Raw genomic sequence first — 22,725 nt, 5'->3', positions numbered from 1 at the left:
CCGGCTTCGCGGGCGGGACTACCCGTCGCCGTAGGCCTCGCCGCCGAGCTCGAAGCCCGCGGTCCCGGCGGTGACGTCGGCGAGCCAGGCCCGGAAGGAGTCGACGTCCGCCTCGGGGAGGCCGATCTCGATCGAGACGGCTTCCCCGTAGCGCACGTCCAGTACCGCGCGGCCGGTGGAGCGCAGGTCGTTCTGCGTCTTGCCGGCCCGCTGGTGGTCGACGGTGACGGTGGCCAGCCGGTAGCGGTGGCGGGTGACGGTGCCGAGCGCGTCGAGGGCCTCGCCGACGACTCCGCCGTAGGCGCGGATCAGTCCGCCCGCGCCGAGCTTCACGCCGCCGTAGTAGCGGGTGACGACGGCGACCGCGTAGCGGATGTCGCGCCGGGTCAGCATCTGGAGCATGGGCACGCCGGCGGTGCCGCCCGGCTCGCCGTCGTCGCTCGCCTTCTGGACGGAGGCGTCGGCGCCGATCACGTAGGCGAAGCAGTTGTGCGTGGCGGTGGGGTGCTCCCGGCGGATCCGCGCGATGAAGTCCTGCGCCTCCTGCTCGGTCGCGGCGGGCGCCAGCGAGCACAGGAAGCGCGAGCGGTTGATCTCGGACTCGTGCGATCCCTCGCGGGCCACCGTCACGTACTGGTCTGCCTTCACCGCTCCACCCTACGGGGAATCGGACAGGTGTCCTTTCCGTTGTTCCGGCGGACCCATTCACCCCGGCAGGCAGCAGGAGGCGGCGCACGTGTACGGCGACCAGGAGACCATCCGCAGGATCCTCACCGAACTCGGCGACACCTGGGCCGTCGTCGGGCTCTCGAACAACGAGGACCGGGCGGCCTACGGGGTGGCCCGGGTGCTCCAGCGCTTCGGCAAGCGCGTGGTGCCCGTCCACCCGAAGGCGGAGACCGTGCACGGCGAGCAGGGCTACCCCTCGCTGGAGGCGATCCCGTTCGAGGTGGACGTGGTCGACGTCTTCGTGAACAGCTCGCTGGCCGGCCGGGTCGCCGACGAGGCGGTCGCCGCCGGTGCCGGGGCCGTCTGGTTCCAGCTGGGCGTGGTCGACGAGGCCGCCTTCGCCCGGACCCGCGGGGCCGGGCTGGAGATGGTCATGGACCGGTGCCCCGCCATCGAGATCCCGGCCCTGTAGCCCGCCCCGGCCCGCGCCCCCTCCCGTCGTGCGTCAGCGGTGGCCGTCGGCCCCGTGCACGGGCGGGATCGACACGGCCATGGTCATCTCCATCGGCACCGCCCCCTCGTTGCGGTAGGCGTGCGGGACGTTCGCCTCGAAGGAGACGGCGCCTCCCGCCGGGACCACGTGCCGGTCGTCGGCGATCTCCAGGGTCAGTTCCCCGGCCGTGACGTGCAGCATCTCGAACGTCCCGGCCGGGTGCGGGTCGGAGGCCGTCCCGTCCCCGGCCTCCAGCCGGTAGATCCACATCTCCACCGGCCCGCGCCGGTCGTCCCCGAGCAGCATGCGTGCCTCGCTGCCCATGCCACTGGACCACATCCGCACCCCCTGCCCCGGGGGTACCACGTGCACCTGCGGGCTGCGCTCGTGGTCGAGGAGCGTGGTGATGCTCACCCCGAGAGCGTCGGCCAGTTTGACCGTGGTGCCCACGCTCGGGTTCGTACGGGCCTGCTCGATCTGGATGATCATGCCGCGGCTGACCCCAGCGCGGGCCGCGAGCGCGTCCAGGGTGAACCCGCGCTCCCCGCGCCACCGCTTGAGGTTCCGGGCGAGCGCCTGGGTGAGCTGTTCGAGATCCGACACCATTCCGTCCAATATTTTGGATGACACAGTTCAACAGACTGAACTAACCTGCGGTGTATTCGATGCTGCACTCCACCGTTCACCGCACTGTACTGCGAGGTCCCGCCATGACCGCCCTCTTCGCCCTGGCCACCGCCCTGCTGTGGGGCCTCGCCGACTTCGGCGGAGGGCTGCTGACGCGCCGCCTGCCGGCGCTCACGGTGGTCGTGGTCTCGCAGATCGCCGCCGTGCTCGTCCTGGGTTCCGTCGTCCTCGCCACGGGCGCCTGGCACGAGGCCGGACCGCAGCTGTGGTTCGCGGTGGCGGCGGGCCTGGTGGGACCGGCGGCGATGCTCAGCTTCTACAAGGCGCTGGCCCTGGGCCCGATGGGCGTGGTCTCCCCGCTGGGCTCGGTCGGCGTGGTCGTGCCGGTCGGCATCGGGCTGGCACTGGGCGAGCGGCCCGGGCCCGGCCAGTTCGCGGGCATCGCGGTGGCCGTCGTCGGCATCGTCCTGGCGGGCGGGCCCGAGCTGCGCGGTGCGCCCGTGCAGCGGCAGGCGGTGCTCCTGACCCTGGCCGCGGCCTTCGGCTTCGGTGCGGTGATGGCCCTGATCTCGCAGGCCTCGACCACCGTCACCGGCCTGTTCCTCGCCCTCCTCGTCCAGCGGGTCACCAACGTCGCCGTCGGCGGGGCCGCGCTGTGGGCGCGGACGCGGCGCGGCGTGCCCGCGCTGCCGCAGGGCACCGGCCCGCGCGTGCTGTGGGGCCTGCTGCCCGCGCTGGCCTTCGTCGGCCTCGCGGACGTCGCGGCCAACGGCACCTACTCGATCGCCGCCCAGAACGGCCCGGTGACGGTCGCCGCCGTGCTCTCCTCGCTCTACCCCGTGATCACCGCCCTGGCCGCGTTCGCCGTGCTCAAGGAGCGGCTGCGCAGCGTGCAGGCGGCGGGCGCCGGCCTGGCCCTGGCGGGCACGGTCCTGCTCGCGGCCGGCTGAGCACCGGCCCGCGGGGCCTACTGCTCGGCCTCCGCCAGGCGGGCCAGCCCGCGCAGCTGCTCGGAGGTCACCCCGTCCGGGATCGGCACCGGCGCCGGGGTCCGCAGCGGCGGCTGCCAGCCCGTCTCCGGCTCCCAGCGGCGCACGACCTTGGCCGGGGCCCCCGCCACCACGGCGTGGTCCGGCACCTCACCCCGTACGACGGCCCCCGCGGCCACCACGACGTTGCGGCCCAGCTTCGCCCCGGGGAGGATCACCGCCCCGGTGCCCAGCCAGCAGCCCGGCCCGATCTCCACCGGCGCGCTGCGGGGCCATTGCCTGCCGACGGGCTGGTGCGGGTCGTCGTAGCTGTGGTTGGTGGAGGTGATGTAGACGCCGGGGCCGCAGAAGGTGTCGTCGCCGATGCTGATGCGGGCGTCGGCGATCACGTGGCTGCCGCGGCCGAGGACCACGCCGTTGCCCAGGACCAGCACCGGGTCGGGTCCGAGGTCGAGGTCGGGCATCATCCCGGCGGTCAGGGTGACCTGCTCCGCGATGATGCAGTGCCCGCCCATGCGGATCCAGGGCTCGCCGAAGACGGTGCCCTGGGGGAAGGCCAGCCGGGTGCCGTCGCCGATGGCGCCGAAGCGCAGCCGGCCCGGGTTCTGCGCGGTGACCGCGCCGGCCTGCTGCATCCAGCGCCAGCCCGCGTGGACCGCGCGGCTGGCGACGCGGCGGCGCAGGGCCGCCAGGGATGAGAACGTGTTCTGGTTCTTCGGCACCCGGCCACGGTAGTGGGCCCCGCGCCGGACGTCCGGACCGCGTTCCTGTGATCTTCACCCCATCGCGGGTCCGGCGCGGCGCGTGCCCTACGGTGCCGGTAGCGCGGCATCCGGAAACAGAGGGAAACGATCATGACGAACGACACGGGCCGACCGGGCCGGGCCGGCCAGGGAGCTCTCATCGCGGCCGTGGGCGACCGGCGGCCGTCCGTGGACCCGACGGCCTTCACCGCCCCGACCTCGATCGTGGTCGGCGACGTCACCCTGGGCGCGGGCACCAGCGTCTGGTACTCGGCGGTGCTGCGCGGCGACTGCGGCCCGATCACGCTCGGCGCCGGCAGCAACGTCCAGGACAACTGCACGCTGCACGTGGACCCCGGCTTCCCGGTCTCGGTCGGCGAGCGGGTGTCGATCGGCCACAACGCCGTCGTGCACGGCTGCACCGTGGAGGACGACTGCCTGATCGGGATGGGCGCGACCGTGCTGAACGGGGCCGTGATCGGCGCCGGTTCGCTGGTGGCCGCCCAGGCGCTGGTCCCGCAGGGGATGGTGGTACCGCCCGGCTCCCTGGTCGCGGGCGTGCCGGCCAAGGTGCGGCGGGAGCTCACCGCGCAGGAGCGCGAGCACATCAAGGTGAACGCCGCGATGTACACGGAGCTGGCGCAGCAGCACCGCGCCTCGGTCACCCCGGAGTCCTGAGCCCCGGAGTCCTGAGCCCGGGAGCCCCCGGGGCGAGCCGCCCCGGGGGCCGGGAGCTCAGTCCGCGGCGCCCGCCGGGGCGGTCACGCGTGCGGCCGCCTCCTCGCGGGCCTCGGCCGCCGCCTTCTTCATCCGGCCGCGCACCACCAGCGTGACGACGAGCCCGATCAGCAGGGCCAGCACGAGGGCCAGCCAGGAGAAGCGCTTGAGCCACGGCTCCGCGACGATCCCGACCGTGTAGATGACCGCGGTGGTGCCGCCGGCCCAGAGGACGCCGCCGAGGACGTTGGCGATCAGGAACCGCCAGTAGGGCATGCGCAGCACGCCCGCCAGCGGCCCGGCGAAGATCCGCAGCAGGGCCACGAACCGGCCGAAGAAGACGGCCCACATGCCCCAGCGGTCGAAGGAACGCTCCGCCACGGCCACCTGGTCGGGCCCGAAGTGCTTCGGGAAGCGCCGGCCCAGCTTCTCCAGCAGCGGCTTGCCGCCGCGGCGCCCGATCGCGTACCCGATGGAGTCGCCGACGATCGCGCCCGCGATCGCGCACAGGCCCAGGACCACGGGGTCGATGTGCCCGTGCTGCGAGGCCAGCAGGGCCGCGCTCACGAGGATGATCTCCCCCGGCAGCGGGATGCCGAGGCTCTCCAGTCCGATGACCAGACCCACCAGGAGATAGACACTGATCGCCGGAATCGTCTCCAGCCAGTCCTGGACGTGCACCGGTTCGCCCTCCCTCGTCGTCACCGGCGCGCCCGGGGGACACGCCGAACGAGCAGCCTATCCGCTCCCCGTCACGGGCTTCGCCCGCAGTGCGGGTTCCCGGGGCGAACGGCCGGCGAACACCTCCCGCCGCCCCGGACCGCCCGGCGGCCGCCGGGCGGCGGGTCGGTGATCGCGGGCGGTGATCAGGCGGTGATCAGGCGGTCGCGTGGGGGCGCAGCGTCCAGACGACCGTCATCTCGCCCGTGACGGCCTCGTCCTCGCGCTGGATGGCGATGGTCACGGGGAACTCGGGGCGGCCGCCGGCGTCGAGCTCGGCGACGACCTCGGAGGCCGGGCGGCCGAGGGTGGCGGTGGCCGTCACGACCCCCTTGGCGAGCTTCTTGTAGCCGATCTCGGCCTTGACGGCCAGCGGCACCGCGCGCGAGAGCTGGTCGCCGAAGGCGGCCAGGACGATCGCGCCGCTGGCGGACTCGGCCAGGGTGAACATCGCGCCGGCGTGCGGGCCGCCGACGTGGTTGTGGAAGTCCGGCTGGTCCGGGAGGCGGACGACGGCGCGCTCCGGAGTGGTCTCCAGGAACTCGAGGTTGAGGGTGCGGGCCATCGGCACGGTCTGGGCGAGCAGTTCGCCCACGTTCATCTGTTCTGCGCTCATGGCACGCGATGTTACCCACGAGTAGATGAAGTTGGCCAGCGTCGGGGAGGGGGCGGACGTGGCTCCCGCAGGGCTCTCCCACTATGGTTACCGGCCATGTGGCCAGGACAGCAGCAGCCGCCCGGGGGACAGCAGAACCCCCAGGACGCGCAACAGAACCCGTACCAGCAGCAGCCGGGTCAGCCGAACCCGTACCAGCAGCAGCCCCAGCCGGGATTCGGTCAGCAGCAGCCCGGCTACGGCTACCCGCAGGCGGGCGGCTACCAGACCCCGCCGCCGGTCCAGCCGTGGGGGCAGCCCACTCCCCAGCCCGCCCGGAGCCCGTCCGGCGGGAGCCCGTTCTCGACGAAGACCGTGGCCATCGTGGCGGCCTCGGCGGTCGTGGTGACGGCGGCGGCGACCGCCGCCTTCGTCCTCACCCGGGACGACAAGGGCAGCAACCAGGCCAACGACAAGCCCCCCGCCGCCTCCTCCGCCCCCGTCAGCCCGGCGGCGCCGCCCGCCGCGAGCGGCAACCCGCGCGGCGGCGGCGACATGAAGCCCGTGATCCCGGGATGGAAGGTGGTCGTCAACCCGAAGCACGGCACCGCCTTCGACGTCCCGCCGGAGTGGAACGTGGCGAGCTCCGGGGTGATCTCCGGCTTCGAGGACGAGAAGAAGAAGGACGGCTCCCCCCTCGTCACCTTCTCGGCACCCGCCTTCCTGAAGGAGGACTGGTGCAAGGTGGACTCCAACAAGGACGGCAAGGAGGAGAGCACCGGGCTGGCCGGGACCGGCACCAAGGGCGGCCAGGGCGCCAAGGACACCGCCGGGGCCGCCCACAGCGAGGCGGGCACCTGGGTGTTCGCCGCCTACTCGCAGAAGCTGCCCGAGGACCGGGTCAAGATCTCCGAGTCCAAGGAGTACACCACCCTCTCCGGCCTCAAGGGGCACTACGCGACGGCGACCGTGAGCGACGTCCCCAAGGAGAACAAGTGCTCCTCGGACGGCAAGAGCATCGCCTTCAGCTTCCGCAACGCCAAGGGTGACTTCGCCAGCTGGGTCATGTGGGCCGCCGCCGGGGTCCCCGGCGAGGTGGACCAGGCCACCGAAGAGAAGATCATGAGCTCGGTCCGCCTCGTCGGCAACTGACCTCATCCCACGCACCACCCCCCCCGGGGCCGATTATCCGTTTTCCGGTTATTCGTTTGGATTCTCGGCCCGGGGCAGGGATAGTCCCGGGGTGAGCCCTCCCCCCGCCGACTCCCCCGCCGCCCCGCGCCGCCTGCCCTCCTGGGCGGGGCGCAACTACACCCTGCTGACCGGCGCCGCGGTCGTGACGAACCTCGGCAGCCACGGAGCTCTCATCGCCTCCGCCTTCGCCGTCATGGACGCGGGCGGCTCCGGCGGCGACGTCGGCCTCGTCGCGGCCGCCCGTACGCTGCCCCTCGTCCTCTTCCTGCTCGTCGGCGGCGCCCTCGCCGACCGGCTCCCGCGCCACCGCGTGATGGTCGCGGCCAACGCCCTCAACTGCCTGTCCCAGGCGGCCTTCGCGGTGCTGGTCCTCGCCGGCGACCCGCAGCTGTGGCAGATGATGCTGCTCACCGCGCTCTGCGGCACCGGCACCGCCTTCTTCAACCCGGCCGCCGAGGGCATGCTGCTCTCCAGCGTCTCCGGCGAGCACTCCAACCGGGCCTTCGCGCTCTTCCGGATGGCCATGAACGGCGCGGGCATCGGCGGGGCGGCCCTCGGCGGCGCCCTGATCGCCGCGATCGGCCCCGGCTGGGTCCTGGCCGTGGACGCGGCCGCCTTCGCGGTCGCCGGCGCCCTGCGCGCCTTCCTCGACGTCGGCCGCGTGGCCGAACGCGCGCCCGGCGGGGGCCTGCTGGCCGACCTCCGCGAGGGCTGGGCGGAGTTCCGCAGCCGGACCTGGCTGTGGACCATCGTGCTCCAGTTCTCCGTCGTCGTCGCCGTCGTCGGGGCCGCCGAGTCGGTGTACGGGCCCCTCGTCGCCCGCGACCGGCTGGGCGGGCCGGCCCCCTGGGGCGTGGCCCTGGCCTTCTTCGGCGTGGGCACCATCGCGGGCGCCGTCCTGATGATGGTCTGGAAACCGCGCCGCCTGCTGCTGGTCGGCACCCTGTGCGTCTTCCCGCTGGCCCTGCCCTCGGCCGGGCTGGCGGTGCCGCTGCCCGCCTGGGGGCTGTGTGCGGTGATGTTCGTCAGCGGTGCGGCCGTCGAGGTGTTCGGCGTGAACTGGATGACGACGATGCACCAGGAGATCCCCGAGGAGAAGTTCTCCCGGGTCTCCGCCTACGACTGGTTCGGCTCGGTCTCCATGCTCCCGCTGGCCACCGCCCTGGCCGGGCCGGCCGAGACCGCCCTGGGCCGGACCCCGGCGCTGTGGGGCTGCGCGGCCCTGGTGGTCGTCCCCACGGCCCTGGTCCTCCTGGTCCCGGAGGTCCGCAGCATCGCCCGCAGACCCGTCCCCGCGAAGTCCCCGGCGGCCGCCGGCACGCCCGCACCCCCACCCGCCGCCGCACCGGCCGTCACCCCAGGCTGAACGCCCCCTCCGGCGGCTCCGGCGAGGCCACGGCGTCGGCGTCCGCCACCACCCGCGCCCCGCGCATGAACCGGACGAGGCCCTCCCCCGACTCCACCCGCGCGGGAAACGCGTCGGCGGCGCACCGCCGGGCCAGCGCGGCCAGCGGCAGCGGCGCGTCGGAGGCCAGCAGCACCGCGTTGCCGAAGCGCCGCCCGCGCAGCACCCCCGGCTCGGCGATCAGCGCGAGCTCCCCGAACACCGCGGCGAAGTTGGCCAGCTGGGCCTTGAGGAAGCCGAACGGCGCCCCGTCGGCCAGGTTCGCCGCGTAGAGCCCGCCGGGCCGCAGCACCCGGGCCGCCTCGCGCGCGTACTCCACCGAGGTCAGCTGGGCCGGCACCCGCGAGCCGCCGAACACGTCGGCGACCAGGACGTCCGCGCTCGCCGCCGGCGCCCGCTCCAGCCACGCCCGGGCGTCGGCGGCGTGCACCTCCACCCGCGCCCCGGCGGCCAGCGGCAGGTGCTCCGCCACCAGCTCCACCAGGGCCGCGTCGAACTCGACCACGGTCTGGCGGGAGCCCGGGCGGACCTCCGCGGCGTAGCGGGGCAGGGTCAGCGCGCCGCCGCCCAGGTGCAGCAGGTCCAGGGCCGCCCCCGCCTCGGCCGCGCAGTCCAGTACGTGCGCGAGACGGCGTACGTACTCGAACTCCAGGTGCTCGGGCTCGTCCAGGTCCACGTAGGACTGGGGCGCCCCGTCCACGGTGAGCAGCCAAGCCCGCTCCCGGTCCACGTCCGGCATCAGCTTGGCGGTGCCCTGGCCCACTTCCCGGATCACCGGGATCTGTTCGTCGCTCACCCCTTCATTGTCGGGCCCGGCGGCCGCGGTCCCGGCCCGCGCACGCGGCCTCACGCGGCCGACCAGACGGCGGCCGCCTCGGCCGCGTGCGCGGCGGCCTGGGCCAGCCCCGCCCGCGCCGCGGGGGCCCGCCGGGCCGGGTCGAGCACGTTGCGGCCGAAGGCCTTGCGGGCCTCCGGGGACGGGGTGACCAGCAGCACCCGGGCCCCCTCGGCCCGCAGCCGCGCCGCCTCCTGCGCCGGCGAGGGGAGCTTCCCCCCGCCGAGGGCCATCGGCGCGAGGATCACCACGCGCCGGCAGCCGACCGCCAGGTCGGCGTTGGTGGCGGAGCGGACGCCCCCGTCCACGTACCGGCGGCCGTCGATGGTGACGGGCGGCCACACCCCGGGCACCGCGCAGCTCGCCGCGACGGCGTCCACCAGTGCGGCCCCGCGCTCCCGGTCGAAGGGGGAGCCCTCGCCGGTCAGCGCGTCGACGGCGGTGACGACCAGGCGCCGCTCGGGCCACTCGTGCGAGACGAGCCGGGCCGCCAGGACCTCGCGCCGCTCCTCCTCGGCGGGGGTGTCGGCGGCCAGGGCCATGGCGCCGACCCGCCGGCGGTACTCCGCGGCGTCGCGCGAGCGGATCATGGCGACGGCGTACCGGGCGAGGAGCCCCGCGCCCAGCTTCGCCGCCACCTCACCGGCGGGGTCGGCGAGCTGGCGCTCGTACAGCTCCCGCGGGGTGAGCAGCCCGGAGGCCAGCTGGGCGCCGACCACCGAGCCGGCCGAGGTGCCGACGACGAGGTCGGCGCCGGCGAGGTCCACTCCGGCACGGGCGAGCCCGTAGAGGATCCCGGACTCCCAGCCGACGCCGGTGAGCCCGCCCCCGCCGAGCACCAGTGCCGTGCCGCCCGCCGTCCGGCCCGCCGTGTCGCCGCTCATCGCCGCCCGCCCCTCGCTCCGCCCGCAGGCACCCGTGTGGTGACGGCAGTCTGGCAAAGCCGGACCGCCGCCACCACGGCCGGGGCTACCCGAGGACCTCGGTCACCGTCCCCGCGCCGACGGTGCGCCCGCCCTCGCGGATCGCGAAGCCGAGCCCCGCCTCCAGGGGCACGTCCCGGCCCAGCTCGACGGTCATGGTCACCGTCTCCCCGGGGCGCGCCACCCCGGCCCCGCCCAGGTCCACGTCTCCGACCACGTCGGCGGTGCGGATGTAGAACTGCGGCCGGTAGCCGGTGGACAGGGCGGTCGTCCGGCCGCCCTCGCGCCCGGAGAGCACGTACACCCGCGCGGTGAAGCGCCGGCGCGGCGCCACGCTGCCGGGCGCGGCGACCACGTGCCCGCGCCGCACCCCGTCGCGGTGCACCCCGCGCAGCAGCAGCGCGACGTTGTCCCCCGCCTCGGCGGACTCCATGGGCTTGCCGAAGGTCTCCAGCCCCGTGACGACGGTCTCCACGGGCTCGCCCTCGCCGCCGAGGAGCGCGACGCGGTCGCCGAGCCGGACGGTGCCGCGCTCGACGGCTCCGGTCACGACCGTGCCGCGGCCGGTGATGGTCAGGACGTTCTCGACCGGCAGCAGGAACGGCGCGTCCGTGTACCGCACCGGCATCGGGACGTAGGTGTCGACCGCGTCGAGCAGCGCCTCGATCGCTGCGGTCCAGCGCGGGTCGCCCTCCAGCGCCCCGAGCCCGGAGACCCGGACGACCGGCGCCTCCTCGCCGCCGTAGCCGTGGGCGCTGAGCAGCTCGCGGACCTCCAGCTCGACCAGGTCGGTCAGCTCCGGGTCCCCGGCGTCGGCCTTGTTGAGCGCCACCACGATGTGGTCCACCCCGACCTGCCGGGCGAGGAGCACGTGCTCGGCGGTCTGCGGCATGACCCCGTCGAGGGCGGAGACGACGAGGATGGCCCCGTCGAGCTGGGCGGCGCCGGTGACCATGTTCTTGATGTAGTCGGCGTGGCCGGGCATGTCGACGTGGGCGTAGTGGCGGGTGTCGGTCTCGTACTCGACGTGCGTGAGGTTGATGGTGATGCCGCGCCGGGCCTCCTCGGGGGCGCGGTCGATCCGGTCGAACGGCACGAAGGAGGCGCCGCCGCGCTCGGCGAGGACCTTGGTGATGGCGGCGGTGAGGGTGGTCTTGCCGTGGTCGACGTGGCCCATGGTGCCGATGTTGAGGTGCGGCTTGGTGCGGGTGAAGGCCGTCTTGGCCATGGTCTCTTTCCCGTGTCTCGAAGCTGGAACGGGACCCCTGGAGCGAACCGACCCTCCCCCTGCGGGGTCCGCCGGACGATCCGGGAAGGGTCAGCTTCGTGCGCCGTCGAACGCGGCGTGTGCCGCTGCGGCGAAGGCCTCTGCCAGGGCGACGGCCGAGGAGGCGGAGAGGGCAGCCTTCGGCGCGTCCGCGACTGCGGACGGCGCTGCGGGGAAGGCGTACCGGGACATGGCGCCGATCCTGCCGGAGGCGGCGGGCGGCGTCGAGCGAATTAACGTCGAATGAATTGTCGGTGTACCCCTGGCCGTCCGCGGGAGTCCCTTCCCCGCCCTCCGTCCGTCCGTTCTGCGTTCGTCCGGATGAGGCCTGGATTACGGCGGGCCGCCGCACCGGTCGGATAACCTCCCCGGATGTCCCTCCTCCTCGCGCCGTGGACGCGGCTGTCGCTGCTCGTCGTACTGCTCGTGGCGGCCGGGGTCTGCGTGCTGGTCTACCAGCCCCAGCGGATGCTCTCCGAGGGCTGGCCGCCGGGACTTCCCGTGGGCGCGGCGGTGCTGCTGTTCGCGGGCGCGTACGGACTGTGCACGGCGGCGTTCGTGCCGCGGCCGCTGCTGAACCTCGCGGCGGGGGCGGTCTTCGGGACCCAGTTCGGGCTGGTGGCGGCCCTCGGCGGCACGGTGCTCGGCGCCGGGATCTCCTTCGGCCTGGGCCGGGCCATGGGCCAGGAGGCGCTCCGCCCCTTCCTGCGCGGGCGCTGGCTGAAGGCGGCCGACGCCCAGCTGACCCGGCACGGCTTCCGCTCCGTGCTGGCGGTCCGGATCTTCCCCGGGGTGCCGTTCGCGGCCGCCAACTACCTGGCGGCGGTCTCGCGGTGCGGTTGGCTCCCGTTCCTGCTGGCCACGGCCCTCGGTACGGTGCCCAACACGGCCGCGTACGTGATCGCCGGCGCCAGCGCCGCCACCCCGGGATCGCCCGCGTTCCTCGTCTCGTCCGGGTTCATCGCGGTCTCCGGAGCGATCGCCGCCGCGGTCGCCTGGCGCAAGCGCCACCGGCTCTCGGCACCGGCCGTGAGCGAGCCGTCGGGCGTGCACCCCCCTGTGGTCGGAGCCGCTCCCCACGGGCCCTAGCATCGGACCCGAACTGTCCGACGATCACAAGGACGAGCGCACCCCGACATGAGCTGGTTCGAATCCCTAATCCTCGGTCTCGTCCAAGGCCTCACGGAGTTCCTGCCGATCTCCTCCAGCGCGCACCTGCGGCTGACCGCGGCCTTCGCCGGCTGGCACGACCCGGGTTCGGCCTTCACCGCCATCACGCAGATCGGCACCGAGGCCGCCGTGCTCATCTACTTCCGCAAGGACATCGCGCGGATCATCTCGACCTGGTTCCGCTCCCTGTACACCAAGTCGCTGCGCTCGGAGCAGGACGCGCGGATGGGCTGGCTCGTCATCGTCGGTTCCGTCCCGATCGGCGTCCTGGGCGTCGCCTTCAAGGACCAGATCACCGGCCCGGCCCGTGACCTGCGGCTGACCGCCACCACCCTGATCGTGATGGGCCTCATCCTCGGCTTCGCCGACTGGCTGGCCTCGCGCGACGAGGAGGGCGGCCGGCACCGGGTGGTGAAGCAGCGCAAGACCCTCAAGGAGCTGGGCGTCAAGGACGGTCTGATCTTCGGCGTGTGCCAGGCGATGGCGCTGATCCCGGGCGTCTCGCGCTCGGGCGCGACGATCTCCGGCGGTCTGCTGCTGGGCTTCACGCGCGAGGCCGCGGCCCGCTACTCCTTCCTGCTGGCCATCCCGGCCGTACTGGCCTCGGGTGCGTTCGAGATCAAGGACGTCATCGAGAGCCCCGGCCACATCACCTGGGGTCCGACGATCTTCGCCACGGTGATCGCCTTCTTCGTGGGCTACGCCGTCATCGCGTGGTTCATGAAGTTCATTTCGAGCAAGAGCTTCATGCCCTTCGTGATCTACCGGATCCTGCTCGGCATCGTGCTGTTCGTGCTCATCGGCATGGGCGTGCTCGAAGCGGAGGCGGGCGCGACCGGCACCTGAGCCGGTCGTCCGGACACGCTCAGACGGCGGAGGCCGCCCGGGAACGTTCCCGGGCGGCCTCCGCGTCGTTGTGCCCGGAGAGACCTGTACGGCGAGCAGCAGGGGGTGTCCCATGGGTCGGGTGGTACTGGAGCGGTTTCCGGCCGGAAGTCCGCGGGGGAGCTGGCCCGCGGAGGAGTACGCGGCCCAGCGGATGCGCGAGGGCGTTCCGGCGGAGGTGGTGATGGACCTGGCCAGTGACGCGTTCCTGGTCGTGATCCGGCAGCGGGAGACGCATTCCGGCCACTGAGGGCAGCCGGGAAGATCCCGCGGCCGCACGCCCCTTGGCCCCGTGGCCCGCCGGCCCCACACTGACCCGATGACGCAGCGTGTGGACCTGGCGACGGTGATGGACCGGCTGGCGGTCGACGAGGTGGTCTCGGGGTACGCGGCGGCCGTCGACGACGGCGACTGGGCGGCCTACCAGGCCCTGTTCGCACCCGGCGGGCGGGCCGACTACGGCTCGGCCGGCGGCATGGAGGGGCCGGCCGGGGAGGTGGCCGACTGGCTCGCGGAGACCATGCGGCTCTTCCCGGTCCGCCAGCACCTCATCGTCAACCGGCGGATCCTGCTGGAGGACCGGGACGGCTTCCCCGGGGACACCGCGCGGGTGCTGGCCGACTTCCTGAACCCGATGCGGCCGGCGGGCGACGGGGACGGGGGCACCGCCCCCCATTTCGTCACCGCGGGGCGCTACACCTTCACGCTCGCCCGCACGCCGGAGGGCTGGCGGCTCACCGGGGTGACCGTGCACGAGAAGTGGCGCCACGTGCGGGCCTGAGGGACGCCCGGAACGTGCCCGCGCGGCCCGCGGGGCGCGGTCCCACACTGGATGCGGAGGCACGTCATGGTCGCGGAGCTGAGCGGGCGGACCGGGCGCGGCGCGCGGGGCGGGCGCGGCGCGCGGACCCGGTGGTGGCGGGCGGCGGGCGCGGTGGCCGCCGGGGCGCTGCCCAGTCTGGCCTTCCCCGCCCCGGCGCTGTGGTGGCTGGCGTACGTGGCCCTCGTGCCCTGGATGCTGCTGTTGCGCAGCGCCCCGACCGGGCGGCGGGCGGCGCTGGAGGGCTGGCTCGGCGGGGCGGGGTTCATCGTGGCGGTGCACCACTGGCTGCTGCCGAGCCTGCACGTGTTCCTGATACCCGTCGCCGCGCTGCTGGGGCTGTTGTGGATCCCCTGGGCGCTGCTGGTGCGGGAGCTGCTCGGCGGGGCGCCGGCTCCGGGACGGGCAGCGGCGGCACTGGTCCTCGTGCCGGCGGGGTGGCTGCTGTCGGAGCTGGTCCGGTCCTGGCAGGGGCTGGGCGGGCCGTGGGGGCTGCTGGGGGCGAGCCAGTGGCAGGTGCCCGCGGCCCTGCGGCTGGCCTCCGTGGGCGGGGTGTGGCTGGTGAGCCTGCTGGTGGTGGCGGTGAACTGCGCGGTGGTGCTGGCGGTGGCCGCGCCGGGCGCGCGGCGGGTGGCGGTGGCCGCGGTGGCGGGGGGCGCCGTGCTGACGGGGGCGGTGTGGCTGTGGCTGCCGCGCCCCGAGCCCGCGGGCGGGCTGCGCGTGGCCGTCGTACAGCCCGGCCTCCTGGACGGGGCGGACTCCGCGGAGCAGCGCTTCGCGACGGAGGAGCGCCTCACCGCGGGCCTGGAAGGAACCCGCCCCGACCTGGTGGTGTGGGGCGAGAGCAGCGTCGGCGCGGACCTGGCGGCGCGGCCCGACCTGTCCCGGCGGCTGGCGGAGCTGTCCTCGCGGGTCGGGGCCCCGCTGCTGGTCAACGTGGACGCCCGCCGCTCGGACCGGCCCGGGATCTACAAGAGCTCGGTCCTGGTCGGACCCCAGGGGCCCACCGGGGACCGGTACGACAAGATGCGGCTGGTGCCCTTCGGCGAGTACGTACCGGCCCGCTCGGTACTGGGCTGGGCCACCTCGGTCGGCAAGGCGGCGGGCGAGGACCGGATGCGGGGCGCGGGGCCGGTGATCATGAACCTGCCGGACGGCGTCCGGATCGGTCCGCTGGTGTGCTTCGAGACGGCCTTCCCCGACATGAGCCGGCACCTGGCCGGCGAGGGAGCCGGGCTGCTCGTCGCCCAGTCCTCGACCTCGACGTTCCAGCACAGCTGGGCTCCGGCCCAGCACGCCTCCCTCTCCGCCCTGCGCGCCGCCGAGACCGGCCGCCCGACGGTGCACGCCACCCTGACCGGGGTCAGCGCGGTCTTCGGGCCCTCGGGCGAGCGGATCGGCGGGGTCCTGCCCACCTCGTCCAGCACGGCCGCCGTGTACGAGGTGCCGCTGGCCCGGGGCACGACCCCCTTCGTCCGCTTCGGGAACTGGCCCGGCGCGGCGTCGGTGGCGGCGCTCGCCCTGTACTGCGCGGTCCGCGGCGCCCGGGCGGTCAGGGTCGCCGGCTCTGCTCCAGAGCCGTCAGCACCACCCGCTCGCACAGCTCGTGGGTGAGCAGGGCGTCCCGGGCGCTGAGCACCTTCCCGGTCTCCACGGCCTCCAGGAAGGTGTCCACGGCCTGCTCGATGCCGCGCTGGCGGGCCACGGGGACCCAGTCCCCGCGCCGGCGGACGGTCGGCTGGCCCTTGTGGTCGATGACCTCGGCGAGGTTGACGACCTGGCGCTTGGAGTCCTGTCCGGACACTTCCAGGACCTCCTCGGTGGAGCCGGACAGCCGGTTCATGATGCCGAGGGCGGTGAAGCCCTCGCCGGACATCTGGAGCACCACCTGGGACATCAGCCCCTCGCGCACCACGGCGCGGACGTCGATGTGGTCGGCCTCGCCGGGCAGCAGGAAGCGCAGTGTGTCGACGACGTGGATGAAGTCGTCGAGGACCAGGGTGCGCGGGTCCTCGGGGAGCCCGACCCGGTTCTTCTGCAGGACGATCAGGTCGCGCGGGAGGTCGGCGCACTGCGCGTAGCCGGGCGCGTGGCGGCGGTTGAAGCCGACGAAGAGCGAGGTGCCGCGCTCCTCGGCCAGCTCGACCAGGCGGCGCGAGTCCCCGAGCTCGTAGGCGAGCGGCTTGTCCACGTACGTGGGCACGCGCGCCTCCAGCAGCCGCTCCACGATCTCGGGGTGGGCGGCGGTCGCGGCGTGCACGAAGGCGGCGTCGAGGCCCTGGGCGATCAGCGCGTCGAGCGAGGCGTGGCGGCGGCCCTCGGGGACGTGGTGGACCGCGCCGAGCCGCTCCAGCGTGGCGGGGGTGCGGGTCTGCAGGTGCAGTTCGACCCCGGGACGGGTGGTGAGGACGGGCAGGTACGCCTTCTGCGCGATGTCGCCGAGTCCGATGACGCCGACCTTCACCGGGAGCCTCCTGGTATGTGCCGTATGGGACTCCGCAGCTTAATCGCTGGTCGCCGGTGGCGCGTTCGACCAGGATGGCGGCCATGACGACCTCCTCGGCGGACCGCCGCCCCGAGCCCTCCACCACCGCCGACGAGCGGGAGATGCTGGACGGCTGGCTCGAGTACCACCGCGCCACCCTCGCCTGGAAGTGCGAGGGACTCTCCGACGAGCAGCTGCGCAGCACCCCGCTGCGGCCCTCCGCGCTGAGCCTGATGGGCCTCGTACGGCACATGGCGGAGGTGGAGCGGTACTGGTTCCGGGAGATCGCGCTGGGCGAGGACCTGCCCGACCTGTACAGCACCCGGGAAAACCGGGACGGGGACTTCGACTTCACCGCCCGGGACACCTGGGCCGAGGCGGAGGAGGTCTGGCACGACGAGGTCGGGCTGGCCCGCCGGGCGGCGGCGGACCGCTCCCTCGACGCGCTCTCCGACGCGGCGAGCCACCACCGGGGCGAGGTGTTCAGCCTGCGTTGGATCTACACGCACATGATCGAGGAGTACGCCCGCCACAACGGCCACGCCGACCTGCTGCGCGAGCACATCGACGGCGCCACCGGCGAGTAGGGGCGGCCCGGTCCCCGGAGGGGGGTGTCCGCCGGACACCCCCCTCCGCGTCACCCGTGCGGGGTGAATATCGGCTCAGGGTTTTCGCAACGGGGCCCTCGCGGAGCAGAGTTGCGCGGGTGCATCCAACCCGAACCTCGACGAAACTGCTCCTCGGAGCCGCCTGCGCCGTCTCGGCGGTCTCGGCGGTCTCCGGCTGCGTGAACGTGAGCCCCGCGCCGATGCGGCCGGCGGGATCCGCCGACGGGGGGCAGCCCCGGCACGAGCCGCGCAGGGGCCCGGGGCCGCTCGTGCCCGTGGTGGTCGAGGCGCCCGCCCTGGAGGCGCTGAAGGCGGTGCCCCGGGACGGCTCCGTCCGGCCGTCGGCCCCCACGGTGGCGGGCCCGGGGACGGCGCGCACGGCTCCCCCGAGCCGTGCGGGCGGCCCGGAGTCGGAGGAGGCCGCACAGGACGCCCGGGCCGTCCCCGACATCCCGGAGCCCCGCCGGCCCGCCGGGCACGCCCAGCGGCTCCCGGACGGCCTTCCCGGGCCCGTACGGCCCGACGCGCGGGTGCCGCGCGAGCTGGCGCGGGAGCTGCCGGTCCGCCCGGCGGACGTGTGCGCGCTGGGCCGGCGGCACGGGCACTGGCAGCCGGACAGCCCGGAGAGCCGCATCTGCGCGGGCGTCCACGAGGGCTGAGCAGGGGCCCGACGGCGGCCCGTGCGGCAGCCCGCCCGGAGGCCCTAGGGAGACTGCTCGGGGAACGGCCGGGGTCCCGGCCCCGCCTCCGCCGCGAGCCGGCGCTCCAGCCGGGCGAGGGAGTCCCGCACGCCGTTGCCGTACCCGTCGTCGGGCAGGGCCCGGGTGGCGGCCCGGGCCCGCGCGAGGTGCACCCGCGCGGCCTCGGGCCGGCCCAGTTTCACGTAGTCGGCCGCGAGGCTGAGGTGCAGCGAGGGGTAGAAGACCCGGACCGCCTCGCCGAGGCCGTCCGCGGCGCTCAGGGCCCTCAGGTCCCAGGCCAGTTCGTCGGCGGGGTCGTCCTGGGTGTCGGCCATGTAGTGGGCGAGGGTGCAGCGGTGCAGGGAGTCGCCCTCCTCGCCGATCTCGGACCAGATCTCGCAGAGCCGGTTGCGGGCCTCCTCGCGGTCCCCGGCGTGCAGCAGGATGACCGCCTGGCCGATCCTGGTCATGACGGCGTCCTCCGACGCCTCCTGCTGCTGCTCCGTCAACGGGGCCTCCGGCTCGCTCCGCCGGACCTGATCCGGTCCGATCATCAAGAAGCTAACCGGAGGCAGCGCCTCTGGCGCCGAGGCGCGGTGGGGTGTCAGCTCAGGTCCGGGATCCGCCAGTCGATCGGCTCATGGCCCTGGGCGGCGACGGCCTCGTTGATCTGCGTGAAGGGCCGGGAGCCGAAGAACTTCTTGGCCGACAGCGGCGAGGGGTGGGCGCCCTTGACGATGACGTGCCGCTCCTGGTCGATGAGCGGGATCTTCTTCTGGGCGTAGGCGCCCCAGAGCACGAACACGGACGGGTCGGGACGGTCGGAGACGGCGCGGATCACCGCGTCCGTGAACTTCTCCCAGCCCTTGCCCTTGTGCGAGTTGGGCTCGGCCTCGCGGACCGTGAGGACGGCGTTGAGCAGGAGGACGCCCTGCTGGGCCCACGGCATCAGGTACCCGTTGTCCGGGACCTCCAGGCCGAGCTCCTCCTTCATCTCCTTGTAGATGTTGCGCAGCGAGGGCGGGGTCTTGACCCCGGGCTGCACGGAGAAGCAGAGCCCGTGCCCCTGGCCGGCGCCGTGGTACGGGTCCTGGCCGAGGACGAGCACCTTCACCTTGTCGAACGGCGTCGCCTCCAGGGCGGCGAAGACCTGCTCGCGCGGCGGGTAGACCGGCCCGTTCGCCCGCTCCTTCTCGACGAACTCGGTGAGCTCCTTGAAGTAGGGCTGGTCCAGCTCCCCGCCGAGGACGGGGAGCCACGACTCGGGCAGCATCTGGGTCACGTCGACAACCTCCGGTACAAGTTCGTGCAACTGGTCAGAACCTACCGGGCACCACTGACAACGGAACGCCCCGGTCTCCGCGGCCACCCGCCGTCACGCGGCCGTCACGCCGCCGTCACCAGCTGGTCTTGCGGTACAACTCCCACATCTGCATGGCGGTCTGGGGGTCCAGGGCCCGCTCGGCCCCGGCGATGTCCTCGCGGGCGCCGACGTAGAGCTTGCCCTGCCACAGCGGCAGCAGCCGGACGTCCTGCGCGAAGATCTGCTGGGCCTGCTCGAACTCCCGGACGCCGGCCGCCCGGTCGCTCTCGCGGCGGGACTTGGGCAGGATCTCGTTCAGGATCGGGGCCGGCTCGTACGGGGTGCCGACCGCGTTCTCCTTGCCGACGAAGGGCGCGATGAAGTTGTCGGGGTCCGGGAAGTCGGGGAACCAGCCGCGGCCGAAGACCGGGTATTCGCCGTTCTTGTAGCCGACCTGGAAGTCCTTCCAGGGCTTTCCGCGCAGGGTGATCTTGAACAGGCCGCTCTCGTCCAGCTGCCGCTTGAGCTCGGTGAACTCGTCGGCGGTGGAGCCGCCGTAGCGGTCGGTGGTGTACCAGAAGGTCAGTTCCACGGGCGTGTTGATGTTGGCGCCCTGGAGGATCTTGCGCGCCTTGTTGACGTCGGCGTTGCCGTAGAGGTCGTAGAAGGGCGTCTTGTGGCCGACGACCCCCTTGGGGACCATCGAGTACAGCGGCTCGGCGGTGCCCTGGTAGACCTTGGTGACGAGCGCCCCGCGGTCGACGATCTGGGCGATGGCCTGGCGCACCTGCGGCTTGGCGACCTGCGGGTCCTTGGGGTTGAAGACCAGGTAGCGGATCTCGGCGCCGACGTTCTCGACGACCTGGACGCCCTGGTTGTGCGAGGCGGGGCTCTGCAGGTCCTTGATCTCCGCCGCCGACAGGCCTCGGTAGGTGGCGTCGATGTCCTTGTTCTTCAGGGCCGCGACCATCTCGTCGGACTTCTTGAAGTAGCGGATGGTGACGCCGTCGTTGCGGCGGTTGGCGAAGCCCTGGTAGGTCTCGTTGCCGCCGAGGACCGCCTCGGAGCCCTCCTTGTACGAGGTGAGCAGGTACGGGCCGGAGCCGGTGACCTTGCCGTCGGTGCGGACCTTGTCGGCCGGGTACTCCTTGGGCGCGACGAGCGAGGCGGCGGGCGAGCCGAGGACGTACGGGAAGGTCGCGTCGGGGGTCTTCAGGTGGAAGACGACCGTGAGCGGGTCCGGGGCCTCGATCTTGTCCAGGCTCTCGAAGAGGCCCTTGGGGCCGACCTGGGAGTTGATCGTCCTGATCCGGTCGAGGGAGTGCTTGACCGCCTTGGAGTCGAGCGGCTCGCCGTCGGAGAACTTCAGTCCCTTGCGCAGGACGCACCGGTACGCCATGTTCGCGGTGTCGGTGAACTCGCAGCTCTGGGCGGCGTCGGGCTGCGGCTTGGTGCTGCCCGTCGGGAACGCCAGGAGGGTCTGGTAGATGTTCCGGTAGAGCTCCCAGGAGCCGTCCCACGCCGCGGCGGGGTCGAGGGTGCTCGGGGCGCTCGTCGTGCCGACGGTGATCCTCTTCGCGGCGGCGTCGGTGTCGTCCGACAGCAGACCGCATCCGGCGACCAGGGATATGGACGCAAGGGCCGCAGGGATCTGCAGGCATCTGGTCCGGTTGAACACGTGCACGCTCCTCGATCAGCCACCGGGTGCGGCAGACCCTACCTCAGAGCGTCACAAATCCAATGGGCAGGTTTCGTGAGGCTCTTGACCGATTTCGCGCATGTTCGATACGTATTTGCCTCCCATTGGGAGGCAAATACGTCCGGTTATCGGTCAGTGCACACCGGCATTCAGGAACATTCCCCCGTCGACCACCAGGGTTTGTCCGGTAATCCATTCCGCTTGTGCAGATGTAAGAAATGCGGCCGCGCCCCCGATGTCCTCCGGGACCCCGAGCCGGCCGAGCGGGTAGGCCGCCGCGGCCTCCTGCTCGCGGCCCTCGTAGAGCGCCTGCGCGAACCTCGTCTTGACCACGGCCGGGGCGATCGCGTTGACCCGGACCCCCGGCGCCATCTCGTGGGCGAGCTGGAGCGTGAGGTTGATCATCGCGGCCTTGCTCATGCCGTACGCCCCGATGAAGGGCGAGGCGGAGACCCCGGCGATCGAGGCGATGTTCACGATCGCCCCGCCGTTGTCCTTCTGCCAGGCGTGCCAGGTCCGCTGGGCGAAGCCGAGCGCCGAGATCACGTTGGTCTCGAAGACCTTCCGCGCCACCTGGAGGTCCAGGTCGGCGATCGGCCCGAAGACCGGGTTGGTGCCCGCGTTGTTCACCAGGAAGTCCACGCGGCCGAAGGACTCCATCGCCCGGTCCACGGCGACGGCCTGGTGGGCCTCGTCGTGCGCCTTCCCGGCCACGCCGACCACCCGGTCGGCCCCGAGCCGTTCGACGGCCTCCTTGAGCGCGTCCTCGTTGCGCCCGGTGATCACCACCCGGTCGCCCCGGGCGACCAGCGCCTCGGCGATCCCGTAGCCGATCCCCCGGCTCGCACCGGTGACCAGTGCGACCCTGCCGCTGTCCGTGCCGTTGTACGCCATGCCGTACGCCCTGCCTCTCGGGGGTGTCGTCAGTTGAGCGGGCCGCCGGCCACGTAGAGCACCTGGCCGGAGACGAAGCCGGCGGCCTCGCCGGTGAAGAAGGCGATGGCGTTGGCCACGTCGTCGGGGCGGCCCACGCGCTGCACCGGGATCTGCGTGGCGGCGGCGAGCTGGAACTCCTCGAAGCCCATGCCGACGCGGGCGGCGGTCTGCGCGGTCATCTCGGTGGCGATGAAGCCGGGGGCGACGGCGTTGGCGGTGATGCCGAACTTGCCGAGCTCGATGGCCAGGGTCTTGGTGAAGCCCTGGAGGCCGGCCTTGGCGGCGGCGTAGTTGGCCTGGCCGCGGTTGCCCAGCGCGGAGCTGCTGGAGAGGTTCACGACGCGGCCGAACTTGGCCTCCACCATGTGCTTCTGACAGGCCCTCGCCATCAGGAACGCCCCGCGCAGGTGCACGTTCATGACGGTGTCCCAGTCGGTGTCGCTCATCTTGAAGAGGAGGTTGTCGCGGAGCACGCCCGCGTTGTTCACCAGGATGGTCGGGGCGCCCAGCGTGCTCGCGACCCGCTCGACGGCCGCCTCCACCTGGGCCGCGTCGGAGACGTCGCAGCCGACCGCCAGGGCCTTGCCTCCGGCCGCCGTGATCGCCTCCACGGTGTCCTTGCAAGCCGACTCGTCGAGGTCGAGCACGGCGACGGCCCGGCCCTCGGCGGCCAGGCGCAGGGCGGTGGCCGCGCCGATGCCCCGGGCCGCCCCGGTGACGATCGCGACGCGCTGCTCGGTGGTGGACATGCTGGTTCTCCTCGCCCTTGAGAGACGGCCGCCCGAGGTGAGCAACCGCTTAGTAGCTTCAGCTGAGGAGACGCTAGGAGTCGCGGCACCGCGTGTCAACGGGGTCCCGGCCCGGCGGCGTTCGCGCCGCGGGGCCGCCCTGGCCGGAGCCGCGGGGGGGGGGCCGCCGGGCGGCGGCCGCGGGGGGGCCGGGGGGCGGGCCGGGGAGCGGCC

The 22,725-nt window shown here is 73.5% G+C and carries 27 protein-coding genes; 12 read left to right on the top strand and 15 right to left on the bottom strand.

Annotated features, from left to right (window positions below; translation table 11 throughout):
* Positions 1 to 18 precede the first annotated feature (18 nt).
* Complete coding sequence (locus AB0469_RS27955) at positions 19 to 648, bottom strand: YigZ family protein (protein WP_366454216.1); 630 nt, start codon at positions 646 to 648, stop codon at positions 19 to 21.
* An 88-nt stretch (positions 649 to 736) separates the two neighbouring features.
* Here AB0469_RS27955 and AB0469_RS27950 point away from each other — a divergent pair, with 88 nt between their 5' ends.
* Positions 737 to 1,141, top strand: a complete 405-nt coding sequence (locus AB0469_RS27950) for a CoA-binding protein (RefSeq protein WP_366454215.1) — start codon at positions 737 to 739, stop codon at positions 1,139 to 1,141.
* Between the two features lie 33 nt (positions 1,142 to 1,174).
* Here AB0469_RS27950 and AB0469_RS27945 read toward each other — a convergent pair whose 3' ends face one another.
* On the bottom strand, positions 1,175 to 1,765 hold the full coding sequence (locus tag AB0469_RS27945; protein ID WP_042815110.1) for an XRE family transcriptional regulator: 591 nt from the start codon (positions 1,763 to 1,765) through the stop codon (positions 1,175 to 1,177).
* Between the two features lie 107 nt (positions 1,766 to 1,872).
* On the opposite strand from AB0469_RS27945, the gene AB0469_RS27940 reads away from it, so the two are divergent.
* Positions 1,873 to 2,739, top strand: coding sequence for a DMT family transporter (locus tag AB0469_RS27940; RefSeq protein ID WP_366454214.1), 867 nt, complete (start codon positions 1,873 to 1,875; stop codon positions 2,737 to 2,739).
* Between the two features lie 17 nt (positions 2,740 to 2,756).
* On the opposite strand, the gene AB0469_RS27935 is transcribed toward AB0469_RS27940, so the two are convergent.
* On the bottom strand, positions 2,757 to 3,500 hold the full coding sequence (locus tag AB0469_RS27935; RefSeq protein ID WP_366454213.1) for an acyltransferase: 744 nt from the start codon (positions 3,498 to 3,500) through the stop codon (positions 2,757 to 2,759).
* Positions 3,501 to 3,632: 132 nt separating this feature from the next.
* Here AB0469_RS27935 and AB0469_RS27930 point away from each other — a divergent pair, with 132 nt between their 5' ends.
* A complete protein-coding gene (locus AB0469_RS27930) occupies positions 3,633 to 4,199 on the top strand; it encodes a gamma carbonic anhydrase family protein (protein ID WP_366454211.1) in 567 nt (188 codons plus the stop codon).
* Between the two features lie 57 nt (positions 4,200 to 4,256).
* Here AB0469_RS27930 and AB0469_RS27925 read toward each other — a convergent pair whose 3' ends face one another.
* The gene (locus AB0469_RS27925) at positions 4,257 to 4,919 is read right to left on the bottom strand and encodes a DedA family protein (protein WP_366454295.1); all 663 of its coding nucleotides are present in this window, start codon (positions 4,917 to 4,919) and stop codon (positions 4,257 to 4,259) included.
* A 196-nt stretch (positions 4,920 to 5,115) separates the two neighbouring features.
* On the bottom strand, positions 5,116 to 5,574 hold the full coding sequence (locus AB0469_RS27920; protein WP_366454210.1) for a DUF4442 domain-containing protein: 459 nt from the start codon (positions 5,572 to 5,574) through the stop codon (positions 5,116 to 5,118).
* A gap of 96 nt (positions 5,575 to 5,670) precedes the next feature.
* Here AB0469_RS27920 and AB0469_RS27915 point away from each other — a divergent pair, with 96 nt between their 5' ends.
* Both AB0469_RS27915 and AB0469_RS27910 read left to right on the top strand, forming a co-directional pair.
* The gene (locus tag AB0469_RS27915; RefSeq protein WP_366454209.1) at positions 5,671 to 6,705 is read left to right on the top strand and encodes a hypothetical protein; all 1,035 of its coding nucleotides are present in this window, start codon (positions 5,671 to 5,673) and stop codon (positions 6,703 to 6,705) included.
* Positions 6,706 to 6,796: 91 nt separating this feature from the next.
* Positions 6,797 to 8,113 carry an MFS transporter gene (locus AB0469_RS27910; protein WP_366454208.1) on the top strand — a complete coding sequence of 439 codons (1,317 nt, stop codon included), beginning with the start codon at positions 6,797 to 6,799 and terminating at the stop codon, positions 8,111 to 8,113.
* Here AB0469_RS27910 and AB0469_RS27905 read toward each other — a convergent pair.
* The 4 genes from AB0469_RS27905 to AB0469_RS27890 form a co-directional block, all read right to left on the bottom strand.
* Positions 8,100 to 8,891 carry a fused MFS/spermidine synthase gene (locus AB0469_RS27905; protein ID WP_366454294.1) on the bottom strand — a complete coding sequence of 264 codons (792 nt, stop codon included), beginning with the start codon at positions 8,889 to 8,891 and terminating at the stop codon, positions 8,100 to 8,102. The genes AB0469_RS27910 and AB0469_RS27905 overlap by 14 nt on opposite strands.
* A gap of 107 nt (positions 8,892 to 8,998) precedes the next feature.
* Entirely contained in the window at positions 8,999 to 9,871 is an 873-nt protein-coding gene (locus AB0469_RS27900; protein WP_366454207.1) for a patatin-like phospholipase family protein, read from the bottom strand.
* 85 nt (positions 9,872 to 9,956) lie between these two features.
* The gene (tuf, locus tag AB0469_RS27895) at positions 9,957 to 11,138 is read right to left on the bottom strand and encodes an elongation factor Tu (RefSeq protein WP_366454206.1); all 1,182 of its coding nucleotides are present in this window, start codon (positions 11,136 to 11,138) and stop codon (positions 9,957 to 9,959) included.
* Positions 11,139 to 11,228: 90 nt separating this feature from the next.
* Complete coding sequence (locus AB0469_RS27890) at positions 11,229 to 11,369, bottom strand: hypothetical protein (protein ID WP_366454205.1); 141 nt, start codon at positions 11,367 to 11,369, stop codon at positions 11,229 to 11,231.
* A 180-nt stretch (positions 11,370 to 11,549) separates the two neighbouring features.
* Between AB0469_RS27890 and AB0469_RS27885 the strand changes: the two genes are divergently transcribed.
* From AB0469_RS27885 to lnt, 5 genes are all read left to right on the top strand, one after another.
* Positions 11,550 to 12,266 (top strand): TVP38/TMEM64 family protein, encoded by a 717-nt coding sequence (locus AB0469_RS27885; protein ID WP_366454204.1) that lies wholly within the window; start codon positions 11,550 to 11,552, stop codon positions 12,264 to 12,266.
* 48 nt (positions 12,267 to 12,314) lie between these two features.
* The gene (locus AB0469_RS27880; RefSeq protein ID WP_366454203.1) at positions 12,315 to 13,193 is read left to right on the top strand and encodes an undecaprenyl-diphosphate phosphatase; all 879 of its coding nucleotides are present in this window, start codon (positions 12,315 to 12,317) and stop codon (positions 13,191 to 13,193) included.
* Positions 13,194 to 13,305: 112 nt separating this feature from the next.
* Positions 13,306 to 13,482: a hypothetical protein gene (locus AB0469_RS27875; RefSeq protein WP_366454202.1), complete on the top strand. Its 177-nt coding sequence runs from the start codon at positions 13,306 to 13,308 to the stop codon at positions 13,480 to 13,482.
* 69 nt (positions 13,483 to 13,551) lie between these two features.
* Positions 13,552 to 14,013: a nuclear transport factor 2 family protein gene (locus tag AB0469_RS27870; RefSeq protein WP_366454201.1), complete on the top strand. Its 462-nt coding sequence runs from the start codon at positions 13,552 to 13,554 to the stop codon at positions 14,011 to 14,013.
* 66 nt (positions 14,014 to 14,079) lie between these two features.
* Complete coding sequence (gene lnt, locus AB0469_RS27865; protein ID WP_366454200.1) at positions 14,080 to 15,666, top strand: apolipoprotein N-acyltransferase; 1,587 nt, start codon at positions 14,080 to 14,082, stop codon at positions 15,664 to 15,666.
* On the opposite strand, the gene AB0469_RS27860 is transcribed toward lnt, so the two are convergent.
* The gene (locus AB0469_RS27860) at positions 15,605 to 16,516 is read right to left on the bottom strand and encodes a Gfo/Idh/MocA family oxidoreductase (protein WP_366454199.1); all 912 of its coding nucleotides are present in this window, start codon (positions 16,514 to 16,516) and stop codon (positions 15,605 to 15,607) included. The two genes, lnt and AB0469_RS27860, sit on opposite strands and share 62 nt — an antisense overlap.
* 83 nt (positions 16,517 to 16,599) lie before the next feature.
* Here AB0469_RS27860 and AB0469_RS27855 point away from each other — a divergent pair, with 83 nt between their 5' ends.
* Together AB0469_RS27855 and AB0469_RS27850 are read left to right on the top strand one after the other, a co-directional pair.
* Positions 16,600 to 17,124 (top strand): DinB family protein, encoded by a 525-nt coding sequence (locus tag AB0469_RS27855; protein ID WP_366454198.1) that lies wholly within the window; start codon positions 16,600 to 16,602, stop codon positions 17,122 to 17,124.
* 119 nt (positions 17,125 to 17,243) lie between these two features.
* Entirely contained in the window at positions 17,244 to 17,804 is a 561-nt protein-coding gene (locus tag AB0469_RS27850) for a hypothetical protein (RefSeq protein ID WP_366454197.1), read from the top strand.
* A 44-nt stretch (positions 17,805 to 17,848) separates the two neighbouring features.
* On the opposite strand, the gene AB0469_RS27845 is transcribed toward AB0469_RS27850, so the two are convergent.
* The 5 genes from AB0469_RS27845 to fabG form a co-directional block, all read right to left on the bottom strand.
* Complete coding sequence (locus AB0469_RS27845; RefSeq protein ID WP_366454196.1) at positions 17,849 to 18,379, bottom strand: hypothetical protein; 531 nt, start codon at positions 18,377 to 18,379, stop codon at positions 17,849 to 17,851.
* 50 nt (positions 18,380 to 18,429) lie between these two features.
* Positions 18,430 to 19,098, bottom strand: coding sequence for a uracil-DNA glycosylase (locus AB0469_RS27840; protein WP_366454293.1), 669 nt, complete (start codon positions 19,096 to 19,098; stop codon positions 18,430 to 18,432).
* Positions 19,099 to 19,222: 124 nt separating this feature from the next.
* The gene (locus AB0469_RS27835; RefSeq protein ID WP_366454195.1) at positions 19,223 to 20,806 is read right to left on the bottom strand and encodes an ABC transporter substrate-binding protein; all 1,584 of its coding nucleotides are present in this window, start codon (positions 20,804 to 20,806) and stop codon (positions 19,223 to 19,225) included.
* A gap of 153 nt (positions 20,807 to 20,959) precedes the next feature.
* A complete protein-coding gene (locus AB0469_RS27830) occupies positions 20,960 to 21,721 on the bottom strand; it encodes an SDR family oxidoreductase (protein ID WP_366454194.1) in 762 nt (253 codons plus the stop codon).
* Between the two features lie 29 nt (positions 21,722 to 21,750).
* Positions 21,751 to 22,512 carry a 3-oxoacyl-ACP reductase FabG gene (gene fabG / locus AB0469_RS27825; RefSeq protein WP_366454193.1) on the bottom strand — a complete coding sequence of 254 codons (762 nt, stop codon included), beginning with the start codon at positions 22,510 to 22,512 and terminating at the stop codon, positions 21,751 to 21,753.
* Between the last annotated feature and the right edge of the window lie 213 nt (positions 22,513 to 22,725).

The organism is Streptomyces sp. NPDC093801 (assembly GCF_040701585.1).
GTDB lineage: Bacteria > Actinomycetota > Actinomycetes > Streptomycetales > Streptomycetaceae > Streptomyces.
This window is presented reverse-complemented; position numbering and strand designations above follow the sequence as displayed.